Source organism: Bacteroides sp. L10-4, assembly GCF_013373675.1.
Lineage (GTDB): Bacteria > Bacteroidota > Bacteroidia > Bacteroidales > Bacteroidaceae > Bacteroides > Bacteroides muris.
Genome location: NZ_JABXJH010000001.1, coordinates 156,700 through 170,701 on the forward strand (window position 1 = coordinate 156,700; position 14,002 = coordinate 170,701).

The window sequence follows — 14,002 nt, forward strand, 5'->3', positions numbered from 1 at the left end:
GTTATTTGATTATAATTTTAGCAATTTCTTTATTTTGTCGAAAATAGCCGTATTCTCGTAAATTCCGGTAAATTCCTCCGCTCCGGGTCCAAAAGCATATACAGGCACCATCACACCACTATGGCTACCGGTAGAAAACTTGCATACAATCTTACCTTGTTTCAAGTCACCGTCCACCAGCGTAAGTCCGCCGGTTTCGTGGTCGGCAGTCACCACTACCAACGTTTCCCCATCCTTGGCTGCCCATTCATAGATAGCACCGATAGTCCTATCGAAATCGTGCGTTTCCTGCATCAGCAAATCCAAGTCATTGAAGTGTCCGTAATCATCCAGCTGCGAACCTTCTATCATCATAAAGAATCCTTTCTTGTTCTGGTTCAGTAATTCGATACCTTTCAAGGATGCACGTGCCAGCAAGTCACCCCGCTCTGCCGGAAGAGGCGTATCTTTCGGATAGGGCACTGCAAATACCTTTCCGCTCCCGATAGCAGCCAGTTCATCCCATGTACGGGGTGTCTGGAATCCTTTTTCACGCAATTCTTCAAACAAGTTGCGTCCGTCTTTGCGGTTCTCGAAGAATTGTGCACCTCCACCAAACACATAATCAGCTTTGCAATCCACATATCCTGTCACCACATCTTCCTCTGCATCCCGATCTTTGTTGTGACAGCAAAAGTCAGCAGGAGTGGCATCCCAAAGACGGCAGGTCACTGCAAGTCCGGTCGACTTACCTTTAGCGGAAGCCAAGTCGACTAAAGACTGCAAAGGACGTCCTTCCGGGTCTACCCCTACATAGTGATAGTTGGTTTTCTGCCCGGTAGCAATAGCCGTTCCACCAGCCCCGGAATCAGTAATCAATTTATTGGCACAGTAGGTCTTCGACAATCCCACTGTCTGGCAATTATCCAGAAAAAGTTTTCCCCGATTGGCTGTCCATGCTGAATATACATGCATTAGACTCATACCATCGCCAATCATCAGGACAACATTTTTTATCTTTTTCCCCTGCGGAGATACTATTCGAGTCACCTCATACGGTTGTTCCAACACATAAGTCTGTTCTTTGTCACGACGGCTTTGTGCCGATGTACTGACAGGCAACAGTACAGTTGCCAAAAGTACCCATATACTAATCTTTGCTATTCTTTTCATTGCAATCTTTCTTTTTCTTATTCCACTTATTCCACTGTCACCAGTACCGGTGCATGATCCGACAAGAAAGCTTCATTTTCCGTCTCGGCCAACACTCCATACTTCAAAACCTTCACTCCGTTGCCCACAAACACATAATCTATCAGCGGACGATGTTCGTAGGGAATACTACCGAAATCATGGAAACTCCATGCCGGTCCATAAACCACGGGCGATACCGTACGTGCATCTGTCAGATGCTCCGGACCTTCCGGATTAGTGATATGGTTGATGACATCCGACTCTGGTGTAGAGTTAAAATCCCCGGTAACAACCACCGGCATCCCGTTGCCCAGTTCTTTCACCTTATCCAAAATAAGGCTGATTCCCTCACGACGTGCCACAACACCTACATGATCCAGATGTGTATTCAATGCCAAGCACTCTTTGCCCGAAATCTTATCTTTCAGTTTCGCCCACGAAGCCACACGTTCACAGGCGCCATCCCAGCCTTTGGAACCGGGCACCTCAGGTGTCTCGCTCAACCAGAATGTACCGGAATCAAGTACCTCGAAGCGTTCCTTCTTATACCAAAGTGCACTATATTCTCCTTTTTCCTTACCGTCTTCGCGCCCTACGCCTATCACCCCATATTCCGGAAGACGTTGCTGCAAATCCTGCAACTGATTGTGTAGTACTTCTTGCGTACCTACAATATCCGCATCATAAAAACGGATGGCATTGGCTGCACGGTCTTTACGGTACTGCCAGTTGTTCAGACTGTCTTCCGGATTGTCGTAACGTATATTGAAAGACATCACATTCATAGGTTCCAGCACGGCAGTTGCCGTCTGGTTCCCCTGCCCACACGATGCAAGCAAAATAGGGAAAAGTAATAAAGCTATTTTTTTCATGGTAATCGTAATTTATTATTTCACATACAATACAGAAGCAGGAATCGGCGACAAATCTTGCGCCGAAGGAAGTTTCCATGCCCAACTCAGTTCCTCCCCTTCATAATCTTCAAAGTAATACAGTTTATAAGTATGAAATCCCTTCTGCAAGGCAACAGCCCCAGTAGCTGGAATAGCAGCATGAGAACCATCATTATTCACCACCACCTCATCACCGATATACAATACACTGCCATCGTCCGAACGGGTCATGAAAGTATAGATTCCATCTTCAGGCACTTCTATTAAACCGGAGAAGATATATCCGAAATGGTCTTCTTGTTTAGCCTCCTTGATGGAAGGTTCCGGCATGATTCCGGCATCCACCATAGGAGTCCTTTCTATATCCGCCACTTTCCGATACGTGCCTTCAAAATATTTATAAGAAGTACCATTCTGCACGGGATGCACGGCAAGCGCCGGTTTCATCTCTGCCTTGGTAGCCACGATAGAGAGTGTATTGCTTGAACGGAATCCCTCCTTAAACGCTTTTGCTTTAACAGGCATTGTCCTATCCAGCTCCAACGGCTTCTCATAGAGCAAAGACAGCTCTGTCGGTTCGCTTCCATCCAGTGTATATCTGATTTCTGCTCCTGCAGTTGCCGTAGCCAATGCTACCGTAACCTTATCCATAAACAGATTCAAGTCTCTGTCTACATAAGGTATAGACACCACTTTTTCCTTCGTATAAGAATAAGGCGCCGACTCTTCCGAAACTCCTCGTGTCATATCGGGTTTGTCAGTCAGCGTAAAGCGAAGTTCCCCTCCTTCCATCAATTGATTGTAGGTGATAAAGTTACCTTCTATCAGTTTTCCATTCAGCTCTACTTTGCTGATATAAACATTCTTCTGCGGATTATTGGCAAGCACGGACAGTGTCTTTCCGTTTGTCAGTTTCATCACCGCTTTTTCAAACAGCGGAGTGGTCAATGCAAACTCATTACTACCGGGACATACGGAATAGAATCCCAAACTTGAAAGGATATACCAGGCAGACATCTGTCCGCAATCTTCGTTACCGATGATACCTTCGGGAGTCGGCGCATACATTTCACGAAGCAACCGACGTGTCATCTCCTGAGTCTTCCAAGGCTGCCCAACGTAGTCATACAAATAAGTAATGTGATGACTGGGCTCATTGCCATGTACATACTGACCTATCAAACCTGTGATGTCCGAAAGTTCTCCCTCCAATTTCAAGTCCGAAGAAAATATAGAGTCGAGTGCCACAACAAACTCCTCTTTGCCGCCAAACAGTTGCATCATACCGTTTACATCGTGCGGCACAAAGAAACGGTATTGCCAAGCGGTAGCCTCCGTGTAAGCGCGTCCCACCGCCAACGGTCTGAACGGCGTTTCCCAGTTGCCATCCATTCGTCTGGGACGGAAGAACTTGGTAGCTCCGTCAAACACATTCACATAATTCTGCGAACGTGCAATAAATGTTTCATAAATATCTTCTTTTCCCATTTCTTTTGCCATACGAGCTATGCACCAATCATCATATGCAAATTCCAACAAGCAAGAAACTGACTCTCTTTTGATATTTGAAGGAATAAAGCCGTTCCGCACATAGTAATCTGCTCCTTTTTCGTTCTTTTCAGCAGAAACTATCATAGCAGCCAATGCCTTTTCGGCATCAAATCCACGAATGCCTTTCATATAAGCATCCGCAATGGCTGAAACGGCATGATAGCCAATCATCGTTCCCGTCTCCCCGGCCGAAAGGGGCCAGATGGGAAGTTCGCCCGAAGCATCATAAATATCAAGGTAGGAGTTAATCATGTCATTCACCAGTTCGGCATTCACCAGTGTCATCAACGGGTTCCATGCCCGGAAAGTATCCCATAAGGAGAAAGTGGAATAGTGTTTCCTGCCTTCCGGCATCCGCCCTATGGTCATATCGTGTCGGCGATACTCACCATTGACATCACTCACCACATTCGGCACCACCATCGCATGATACAAAGCTGTATAAAAATTCCGCAAATCATCCGTATTGCCGCCTTCTACCGTAATGGCAGAGAGGGCTTGTTCCCAAGCGGAACGGGCAGCAGTACGCACGGCATCGAAATCAAACCCCTTCACCTCTGTTTCCAGATTTTTACGGGCATTTTCTTCGCTCACCACAGACAATCCTATCTTAGCTACCACCGGTTCATTGTCATCACCGGCAAATGTAACCACAGCCTGCAAATCGGTACCGGTCAGTCCGGCATCTGCCGGCACTATTTTTCTATCCTGTATAAAGTCTACACTCTTGAAAGGTTTTGAGAATTGTGCTACAAAATAAACATACTGATTATCTGTCCATCCTCTTGTTCTACGCATACCGGCAACTTCATGGTCTGTTGTTTGCTTCAGTGTAGCCTCATAGATATGTTCGTTATCAAGCAAGTGTGCCAAGTCTATGATGACAGATGCTTCCTTTCCTACCGGAAACGTATAGCGGTGCACACCGACATGCGCTGTAGCTGTCAACTCTGCTTTTATGCCTTCTTCCTTCAGGATTACGGAATAATATCCTGCGGATGCCTCTTCCTCTTTATGACTGAAAGTAGCAGGTTGGCAAATTGTTTCAGCCGATAAATCCAGTTGCTGTGTAGTGGGACGGAACAAGACATCCCCCAAGTCGATACAGCCCGTACCGCTGAGGTGGGTATGCGAAAATCCCTTCAATGTAGTATCATCATAATGATAGCCAGCACAAGCATCCCAATTTCCGGCACGCGTATCAGGACTTAGTTGCACTGCCCCAAAAGGCACTGTCGCTCCCGGATAGGTATGCCCATGAAAACCAGTACCAATCAGCGGATTTACATAATCCACCGGCAATAATTGTTTGTCGGAAGTGCATCCCCCGCACATCATACATGCCAAAGTTGCATATAACAGTTTTTTCAGTTTCATCAAGGCAGATTTTAATTATCTCTTTGTTTTTACTCTTTTTGTCCGCAAATATAAAAAAATTCTGCAAGAGCCGATATGCCACGCACACCAACCCTTGCAGATTAGACCAATGGCAATGAGGTCTGTTTTATTTATTATTCTACACCGGCTTCTATCGACAATCGATAAGCATTTAAGTCGCCACTTACCAAAGCATCCGTTGTTTCACGTAATACCCAAGACTTTCTACCCATCATAAAAACAACATAATCAGCAGCCGGATTCTTTGCCACTTCTGTGAAAGCACAACCTTCCAATCCTTCTGCCACATTCTTCAAATCTTCCACCAAATCTTTTTTTACAGTTCCAACCATAATAAAAGCATGCTGATTATCATTCAATGTGGTAAACGCTGTAGAAGCAGCTGCAATCTGCTCTTTGTTACTGAAACGTACTGTACTGAAAGGCACGAGAATATCAATCGGATTTTCGGTAGTAGTCTTAGTCATTACATTGATATACTTAATATAGCAATCATTCGTAATCTTAAAACCTTCTTCTGAATTAATCTTATGATTGAACAACAAAAGTGAACCTTGTGTAGCTATATCTGTTCCATTCATATACACTTTATTCAACGCATAACTGGAGAAACGTGATGTCTTGAAAGCAATTTCGGTAGCAATATTATTGTTGCCCAATACATCCACACGGTCTATTACCCCTAAAGAACAAGCGTTACCCAAACCATTGAAATAATCAATAACCCCCGGAACAGCTCCCATGACTGCATCAGACAAATTAGTAAGGTAATAAATTTCAATGGTTTTATTTTTGTTCCATCCTTCACCACCTTGCATTTCCTGTTTGATATTACCAACACCTAAATTTTCCTCAAGACATGAGGTAGTAAGCATAGAACCAATCCCCAACACTACAATAGTATATAACAAATACTTTTTCATATTCCGATAACTTTATTTTTTTATTAATTCAATCTCTGAAATCATCGCATTATGGTCAGATAAGTTGCCAGATTGTTTCACATATTCACTAATTTTTTTCCAATCGCCCTTAGAAGCAAAAATATAATCAACCCAAGTATTTGAAATAATATCAAACTTAGTTTTCACTGTTTCCATAGCAGAACTGGAAGGACTCGAATTCATGTCACCAGCCAAGATAGTAGGCACATTGTCATTGATTACTTTATCAGAAATCAACAATTGTGCTTGTTCGTCTTGTCCCCCAATATGATCCAAATGGGTGGCTACCACTCTTATCATTTCTCCTGTAGGCATTACCACTTCTGTAACCAATACTCCACGTTGGTCTGCAGATCCTGTCGGCCGAGGTAATTGCATGGCTTGAGAACTCAGAATAGGATACTTACTTAGAATGGCATTACCATATAATTCGTTCATACAATAAGTATAATTCTCCTCCGGATTATCGCCTGTTTTATTACCTAAATTATAAGCGTATCCAAAAATACCGAACATGCCTAACTTTTCAGCCAATTCCTGCACCACATCTCTGTATTTTCCATCTCTTTGCTGACGTGAGCTTCTATTCTCCATTTCGTTCAGAATGATAAAATCAGCATTTTCATCTCTCAGGAAATCAGCAAACGGAGTAACGTCAAAAAGCACTTGGTTACTCATATCCACCATCTCGAAAGATTTAACATTGAAAGTAATGACTTTCAAGCGAGTGTTCTGTGCATTGGCATTAGAGAAACTTCCTCCTAACAATACGGCAAGGAATGCCAACACGATATAAGGACAAATATATGTTTTCATATTATGAGTTTATTAATTAATAGATATTTTGCTTCAAGTTTTTGCTACTTGCCACTTCCTTTGCAGGAATAGGGAACACATGATTTACTTTGGGGTTAAAAGTACGTGCCGGCCATATCTCCACCTCTTCAACGGTATACGTACCATCAGCATGAGTAGTGGTTTTTACCCCATGAAGCGGCTTAGCATACACTTCTTGTGCATCTCCCCATCTCACCAAGTCAATGTGACGACTAGGCTGGAATTCAAATGCCAATTCACAACGACGTTCATTTTTCAACTGAGCTTTGGTAGCCTTACTATCTTCCGGCAAGCCAGCGCGTTTACGAATTTTATTCAGCAATTTTACGGCTTCCGCATCACCTTCGCCCTTGCTCCAAATCAGTGCCTCTGCCTTCATCAACAGCACATCGGCAAAACGTATCAATACAGTACCCAATACATTACTTGCATTATTTCCATTGGTATTTACCTTCTTACCAATACAATCAGCATCTTCCCAAGGAGACATAAACTTGCTCCAAGTCAGACCGGAATCACTCGTTGTACCCCAACGACCTACCGCCCAAGTTACATCCTGCCCCACAAACTGGATGTGATTGCCCGGATAAAGGATAGTAGCTTCGCGTCTCATGTCACCATTCTCATAGGCTTTCCAAAGTTCCAAAGTAGGTTGGAAATATCCCCAGGTATTATAGAGTCCCCACCCGCCATTTTGGAAAGACATTCCATGAAATTTCGGGCCTTCAGTAGCATTACCAAGCAGAGAGAAAAGATATTCAGAACAGAAATTATTTTCCTCACGGAAAAGTTTGGTAAAATCAGGGAACAAATCACGTTTGTCACTACCAGACAAATTAATGACTTTGTCACAGAACTCGATAACAGTATTGTAATATTTAGCATCGTATTGAGCTGCATACAAAGCTGCGCGTGCAGCAAACGCCCATGCGGCAGCCTTATGCGGACGGCCGTAATCCTCACTCTTCAATTCAGAGAGATAAGGTAACAATTCACCAGCCTTACGCATATCGTTTATAATTTGGTCGTAATTTTCCAATACCGATGCTGGACGCGGACTATCCATCTCAGCGCTCGGTGTTTTTTCCGTAATAATAGGCAGACCACCGTTGGGACCATTGTCACCATAGAACGGACAAATCCACAAATAAGCAAATCCACGATAAAAATAGCCCTGACCAATCGCATTATTTTTTACCTCCTGAGAAACAGACATATCAGGTACATTACGCAACACATCATTAGCTTTGGCATTAAGCTGGAACATGGCAGGCCATGTGTCCTTTTGATCGCGACCGTTATCCGGAGTCATCTGAAAATTCTTGATGGATTGCGCTTCTCCTTGGCTACGTCCAGTCACCATATTGTCACTACAATTCTCAAGCCACATGAACCCACGTCCGGTCACGCCCTCATTATAAGTAAATTCATGAAAAGCATTCAATGCTTTTTGTACGTCTTCTTCCGTTTTCCAAAAGTTGGTACTGCCCTCCAATCCATAAGGGTCGAATTCCAAGAAGTCACTGCAACTTACAGTAGAAAATGCCAAGAGGCAAGACAATGCTATACCTTTATATTTTTTCATCATATTCCTGTTGTTTTAAAGTTAGAAACTAAAATTGAATCCTAAGCTGAATGATCGAGCTACCGGATAGGTACCTCCATCCAAACCGAAGTTACCTACTTCGGGATCGATACCACTGTAATCTGTCGCAGTAAAAAGGTTCTCACCATTCAGATAGAAACGTAACGTACTGCCAGGCAAGCCAATGGTTCGCATGGCATTCTTCGGCAAGGTATAACCCAAAGTAACGTTTTTTAAACGGAGATAGCTACCATTCTCCAAAAAGAAATCGTTAAGATTACTATAGTTGTTATTTCCGTCTTCAATCAAAGCCAAATGAGGAATACCGGATGTTTTATTGTAATCCCAAGAATTAAGAACATCAGCAAGCATATTACCACCTTGTCCTCTACCGGTGTAACCCATCTGTTTGAATCCGTTATAAATGGTCGACTTACCTACTCCCTGAAATTGGAAGCTAAAATCAATACCTTTGTATTGCAAGTTACCACCAAATCCAAAAGTAATCTTTGGCATATAGCTGCCTAAATATTGTTTATCGTCATCAGTAATCTGACCATCGTTATTAAAGTCCACATATCTGAAATCACCCGGCTTTGCATTAGGCTGAATAAGCTTTGTCATACCAGTTTCAGGATCTCTCCAAGTAAAATTCTTTACTTCTTCTTCGCTTTGGAAAATACCATCAGTCTTCAATACATAATAAGAATACCAAGGATTACCAACAGATGAACGCAATGGAGTCAAACTGTTCAACACAATATTGTGTTGCATATATCCCATAGCTCCCAAATCAAGAACTTCATTATGTACAGTAGATATATTGGCATTCAAACCAAAAGTAACATCACCGATTGTCTTATTGTAGCTGGCACCTAATTCCCAACCACGATTCACCACATCTCCCACATTTCCGTAAGGGTCTACCTTCACACCAGCCACAGAAGGCATCGGCACTACCTCAATCAGGTCTTTCGTACGTTTGTTGAAATAATCTACCGTCAGGTTCAAACTGTTATCGAACAAGCCCATATCTAAACCTATACCATATTGCTCTGTAGTTTCCCACTTCAAATTTTTGGTACCGATAGAACCGGCATACACACCGTTCTGAACCATGTGATTCAAATTCTGACCATAGATAATAGGCCATTCGACTTCATTCAAAGGAACGTTCCAAGAATAACGAGGCACCAAAGCCACATTACCGACTTGTCCCCAACTACCACGCAACTTTAGCATGCTGACAACCGACTTCAAGGGTTCAAAGAAGGATTCCGAGGATATTTTCCAAGATGCCGATACAGCAGGGAATATACCTGAATTATTATCCTTATACAATTTTGAAGTGGCATCTCTACGCAAACTTCCTGTCAAAAAATAACGGTCGCCATAAGAATAACCGATACGAGCAAAAGCAGAAATCATAGATTCTTCCCAAATGCTTTCTTCCGGCTTGTATTTGCTCCAATTACCGGCCTGTCCATTCGTAATGGAATGTCTATCTTCCAAATTGTATCCGCTGGTATAGTAACGATCCCATTTATATTTTTCATATTTCATAGAATAACCAACCATAGCGCTGACGTGATGTACATCGTTAAATACCTTCGCCCAAGTGGCGATAGTTTCCCATAGGATATTACTATTCCAAGTATTAGACATCTCACGAGTGTTGTCCAAATCCGGACGCCCCACTTCGAGCACCCTTGGTGAGAATATGTCTTCATGTCTTACATCCAAACCTGCCGTAAAATCACTCTTGATTGTCAAAGAAGAGAGAGGCTTCAATTCCAAAGAAGTAGTAGAATAGATTCTTGTAGAAGGTCTTTCCTGATTAAGACGTTGCAATGTAGCCACCGGATTTCTCATTTCACCATAAGGACTACTGATACCTTCGTCAATAGCCCAGCGAGGAACCGTTCCGTGATAAAGCGGCTTACCTTGATCATCAGTCATCAAGTTACCGGATTTATCATAATCATACACTGTTGCCGAACGAGGGAAAAAGACAGCCTGATTCAATACACCTTCATGTCCTGTACCGATATTACCTTGGCCATTTTTATATTCATAAGTAACACGTTCACTCAATTTCAGCCATTTGGCTATTTGGAAATCCATGTTCCCCTTAGCAGAGAATTTGCGTGAATATGTGTTCAGCATAATACCTTTATCATTGTCGTAAGCAAAAGATGCAAAACCTTTCATAACCTCACTACCTCCGGATAAAGACAAAGCATAGTGTTCCAACGAACCTGTACGGAAAATAGCATCCATCCAATCTGTGCGTGTCACATTACCATAAGCAAACACATTGGGATTTCTTGATGGATTAGCTATACCGCCATACGTTTTCACCGCATCTGCCCATACCTGATTATATTGTTCAGCTGTCAGGGTTTCGGGCAAATTCATCGCATTTTTAAAACTCTTGGAAATATTGATATTCACCTTCACCTTACCGACAGCAGCTTGCTTAGTAGTTACCACCACTACACCACCAGAACCTACACTTGCTCCATAGATAGCAGCTGAAGCAGCATCCTTCAATACGGTAATGGTTTCTACATCTTCCATGCTGAAAGGTGCACCGGGTACGCCATCCACTACATAAAGCACACCATCACCACTATTGTAGTTATCGTCCGTACCACGAGAACCGCGACCACGGATAGACAAAGAAACATCAGACATCGGGTCTCCACCATTAGACTGAATCATAACACCGGGCATTTGTCCTTGCAGATAAGACCCCAAATTAGCCGGGCGGCTTTTCAATTTATCATCTATTTTAACGGTAGAAACTGCCGTAGACAAGTCTTCCTTTCGACTAGTCCCATAACCTATAACAACGACTTCATCAAGCAGTTCCGTATCTTCCTGCAAAATAGCAGCAATCGGTTCTGACGAAGCCTTTACTTCCAATGTTTTATATCCCATGAAACTTATTTGCAAAATATCTTTTTCCATAGTTTGCAGCACAAATTTCCCATCAACGTCCGTAATCACTCCATTCGTCGTTCCTTTTACCAACACATTAGCACCAATCACAGGTTCACCAGTCTGATCTTTTACTGTTCCTTTCACAGAAATCTGCTGTGCATAAGCACCTGCCGACAAGAACAGCCCTAACAGTAGGGTCAGAATCGTTCGATAGATTCTAAGATTTACTTGTTTCATCCAATTAAAATTTAAAGTTTATAATATAGAAAATTATAATTCCGCCACAAAGGTCAGAAAGCAGAATTACATAGTTATTACAAAAGAAGCAATTCTCTAACAGTCCTTATTTATGCGCAAAATAATACAACTGTAAATATTTATTATCTTTCAATCAAACCGTATAGGGATTATTACTCAAGAAGAGCGGCAGCACCCAATAAACTGGAATCCTTTTGATGCGAAGCCACCACACTCACATTATCCGATATAATCTTGTAGGGAAAACTTTGCATTGTTTGTTCCATAGCATTTTTAAAGAAAGGAAAAGCCGACACAATACCGCCTCCTAAAACTATAGCCTGCGGCGCATAAGTATAAAGGACCGCTTTCATAAGATTCCCCAGATGCTTGCCAAATTCTTTCCAAAGCTCCAGAGCGGTTTGCTCTCCTTGCGCTGCTTTTTCGGCAGCCAGCAGACCGGTAGTATCATAACGCTTAAAGAAAAAACTGCTGCAATAATGTTCAAAATCACTGTCCAGATAAGGAAGCGAGCCTATTTCTCCCGCACCTACATATTGCCCGCAATACAAACGACGGCCTACAATCACACCAGCTCCGATACCCGTCCCGATAGTAATACCCACCATGTGGGAAAATGAGCGTCCCTCGCCAAACAAGCATTCACCCAGAGCGAAACAGTTGGAGTCGTTATTAACAGCAACTGCCACTTTGAACTCTTCCTCCAGCACCTCCTTCAAGTGTATCTCTTTCCAGGAAGATATGTTCGCAACATTATATACAATCCCCTTTTGGGGGTCAACGATTGAGGGAACTCCGATACCAATTCCATCCACTTCTTCAGTCATCACACTACGAATGAGCTGAGAAAGCTGATTGAGCACCGTAGAAGCATCCTGCTGAGCCAAGCAAGGTACTGACACCTTATTCAGACACTTTCCGCCCTCTACTTGTGCTATCCGGATATTAGTTCCTCCTAAATCTATTGACAATTTCATAGATATATAATTTTAAGACATTTAGCATGCACAAAATTAGGAAACCGGTTCTTTTTTAAAACCCATATTTGCGCATATAATTCTTCATTTTGCGCAAACATTGCTATCAATCAGGTATTCTACCAAGGCCTTACCACCGGGCTCACCGACAAAATCAATAAAAACAATGCCGCAATTCCGCTTACCCTGCTTCTTCAGATAATCCGCTACAGGCCCATTCACCTTATCCGCAAACACCTTAGGAGTTCCCAAAGGCAACCCCGTGGCACTCACAAACGTGATGCCCCACTGACGTGAAGAAACCGGTTCGGCAGATATCCGTTCCAGGTTGCGGATAGAGACATCTGTTTTCTTGCCGGCATCCTTGCCCGATTCATATTGATATTCATCTTCAAGCAGCACACAGCCTTCTTTTCCATCTCTATTGCGAAGGGTCAACAAGCAAGTGCTGTTGTCTTTCCAGCCCACGCATGCAGCTCCCGGATAATCATCCATGACGTAATCCCTATGCAGGAACAGGATCTTTCCGCGGCAATCCCCCACTGTCAGTTCCGGACGAAAATCCATCACGAAATAACGCTGATGCGCAGGGATACTCAAAGAAACAGACAACAGAGAAGCATAATCCTGCGACTCGCCCCCTTCTTTTTTCAATGAAACAATCAGAACTTCGGAAGGATGTGCCTGCAAGAAACCGATGAAAGCGGGAAGCACATCGTCTTCCCAATATATATCCTGAAAAGCATGGCTATGGAATACACCCAATTTACCATTTTTCTTCTCTAAACGAATATCAAAAGCACGGATGCCCTGCTGCAACTGGGCTGGAATATTCGTTGACTGCGTTTTCAACATAGGGCCTCCTTTGACGGTTCCACTGTCGTGCGTACCCGGAATAGAAACTTTGCATACGGGAAGTGTGTCATGAAGAGACTTCATCCAAGCCACGTTTCTGCCACCTGCCTGCACAAGCATATCAGCGGTTCGGGAACCGCCATCCCCTGCACAAGCCTGAGAAGCCGATACGAAAACGACCAAAGCTAATGCACAGCATATCCGCAAACAAATTTTTCCCATAGTATATCTCTTTTAAGTTTTGGCATGTGCAAAAATAGAGGGTTCGTTTCCCATTCTTATCCCAATTTGCGCATTTAGTTCTTCATTTTGCGCAAAGATTTACTGCAAAATCCGTGCAAGATACGAACAAAGGCCACATCCGCCACATCAAGCATAGTGAGACTGCCGGGATACGAACAAGACAACAGCAGACAAGCCTATAATACCAAGGATGCCAAGAATAGGGCATAAAGTCGGCTCAGCCTACTTAACAAGCAGTATCGAGCATATTTCAAAGTTTATCTTCAACCTGAATATATAAATATTCAGCCTAAAGATATAAATATTCAAATTGAAGATATACATATCCAGCCTGAAGATAAA

9 protein-coding genes are annotated in these 14,002 nt (G+C 43.0%); all 9 read right to left on the reverse strand.

Going from position 1 to position 14,002, the window contains the following annotated elements:
* Window positions 1-9 precede the first annotated feature (9 nt).
* The 9 genes from HU824_RS00630 to HU824_RS00670 all read right to left on the reverse strand — a co-directional run bounded on the left by HU824_RS00630 (window position 10) and on the right by HU824_RS00670 (window position 13,639).
* Window positions 10-1,152, reverse strand: coding sequence for an alkaline phosphatase (locus HU824_RS00630; protein WP_136009078.1), 1,143 nt, complete (start codon window positions 1,150-1,152; stop codon window positions 10-12).
* Window positions 1,153-1,178: 26 nt separating this feature from the next.
* Window positions 1,179-2,045, reverse strand: coding sequence for an endonuclease/exonuclease/phosphatase family protein (locus HU824_RS00635; protein ID WP_136009079.1), 867 nt, complete (start codon window positions 2,043-2,045; stop codon window positions 1,179-1,181).
* 15 nt (window positions 2,046-2,060) lie between these two features.
* Window positions 2,061-4,994: a GH92 family glycosyl hydrolase gene (locus HU824_RS00640; protein WP_176467746.1), complete on the reverse strand. Its 2,934-nt coding sequence runs from the start codon at window positions 4,992-4,994 to the stop codon at window positions 2,061-2,063.
* 134 nt (window positions 4,995-5,128) lie between these two features.
* Window positions 5,129-5,938, reverse strand: coding sequence for a hypothetical protein (locus HU824_RS00645; RefSeq protein WP_136009081.1), 810 nt, complete (start codon window positions 5,936-5,938; stop codon window positions 5,129-5,131).
* A 12-nt stretch (window positions 5,939-5,950) separates the two neighbouring features.
* Complete coding sequence (locus tag HU824_RS00650; RefSeq protein WP_136009082.1) at window positions 5,951-6,775, reverse strand: endonuclease/exonuclease/phosphatase family protein; 825 nt, start codon at window positions 6,773-6,775, stop codon at window positions 5,951-5,953.
* A gap of 16 nt (window positions 6,776-6,791) precedes the next feature.
* Window positions 6,792-8,381, reverse strand: a complete 1,590-nt coding sequence (locus HU824_RS00655; protein ID WP_136009115.1) for a RagB/SusD family nutrient uptake outer membrane protein — start codon at window positions 8,379-8,381, stop codon at window positions 6,792-6,794.
* A gap of 21 nt (window positions 8,382-8,402) precedes the next feature.
* A complete protein-coding gene (locus tag HU824_RS00660; RefSeq protein WP_136009083.1) occupies window positions 8,403-11,564 on the reverse strand; it encodes a TonB-dependent receptor in 3,162 nt (1,053 codons plus the stop codon).
* A gap of 173 nt (window positions 11,565-11,737) precedes the next feature.
* The gene (locus HU824_RS00665) at window positions 11,738-12,562 is read right to left on the reverse strand and encodes an ROK family protein (RefSeq protein WP_136009084.1); all 825 of its coding nucleotides are present in this window, start codon (window positions 12,560-12,562) and stop codon (window positions 11,738-11,740) included.
* An 84-nt stretch (window positions 12,563-12,646) separates the two neighbouring features.
* Window positions 12,647-13,639 (reverse strand): phosphatidylinositol-specific phospholipase C, encoded by a 993-nt coding sequence (locus HU824_RS00670; RefSeq protein WP_176467747.1) that lies wholly within the window; start codon window positions 13,637-13,639, stop codon window positions 12,647-12,649.
* Window positions 13,640-14,002 lie beyond the last annotated feature (363 nt).

Bases quoted from the DNA above. Each gene is read 5' to 3' on its own strand.
- HU824_RS00640 (WP_176467746.1), bottom strand. From the start codon at position 4,994: ATGAAACTGAAAAAACTGTTATATGCAACTTTGGCATGTATGATGTGC.
- HU824_RS00655 (WP_136009115.1), bottom strand. From the start codon at position 8,381: ATGAAAAAATATAAAGGTATAGCATTGTCTTGCCTCTTGGCATTTTCT.
- HU824_RS00665 (WP_136009084.1), bottom strand. From the start codon at position 12,562: ATGAAATTGTCAATAGATTTAGGAGGAACTAATATCCGGATAGCACAA.
- HU824_RS00635 (WP_136009079.1), bottom strand. From the start codon at position 2,045: ATGAAAAAAATAGCTTTATTACTTTTCCCTATTTTGCTTGCATCGTGT.
- HU824_RS00630 (WP_136009078.1), bottom strand. From the start codon at position 1,152: ATGAAAAGAATAGCAAAGATTAGTATATGGGTACTTTTGGCAACTGTA.
- HU824_RS00670 (WP_176467747.1), bottom strand. From the start codon at position 13,639: ATGGGAAAAATTTGTTTGCGGATATGCTGTGCATTAGCTTTGGTCGTT.
- HU824_RS00660 (WP_136009083.1), bottom strand. From the start codon at position 11,564: ATGAAACAAGTAAATCTTAGAATCTATCGAACGATTCTGACCCTACTG.
- HU824_RS00650 (WP_136009082.1), bottom strand. From the start codon at position 6,775: ATGAAAACATATATTTGTCCTTATATCGTGTTGGCATTCCTTGCCGTA.
- HU824_RS00645 (WP_136009081.1), bottom strand. From the start codon at position 5,938: ATGAAAAAGTATTTGTTATATACTATTGTAGTGTTGGGGATTGGTTCT.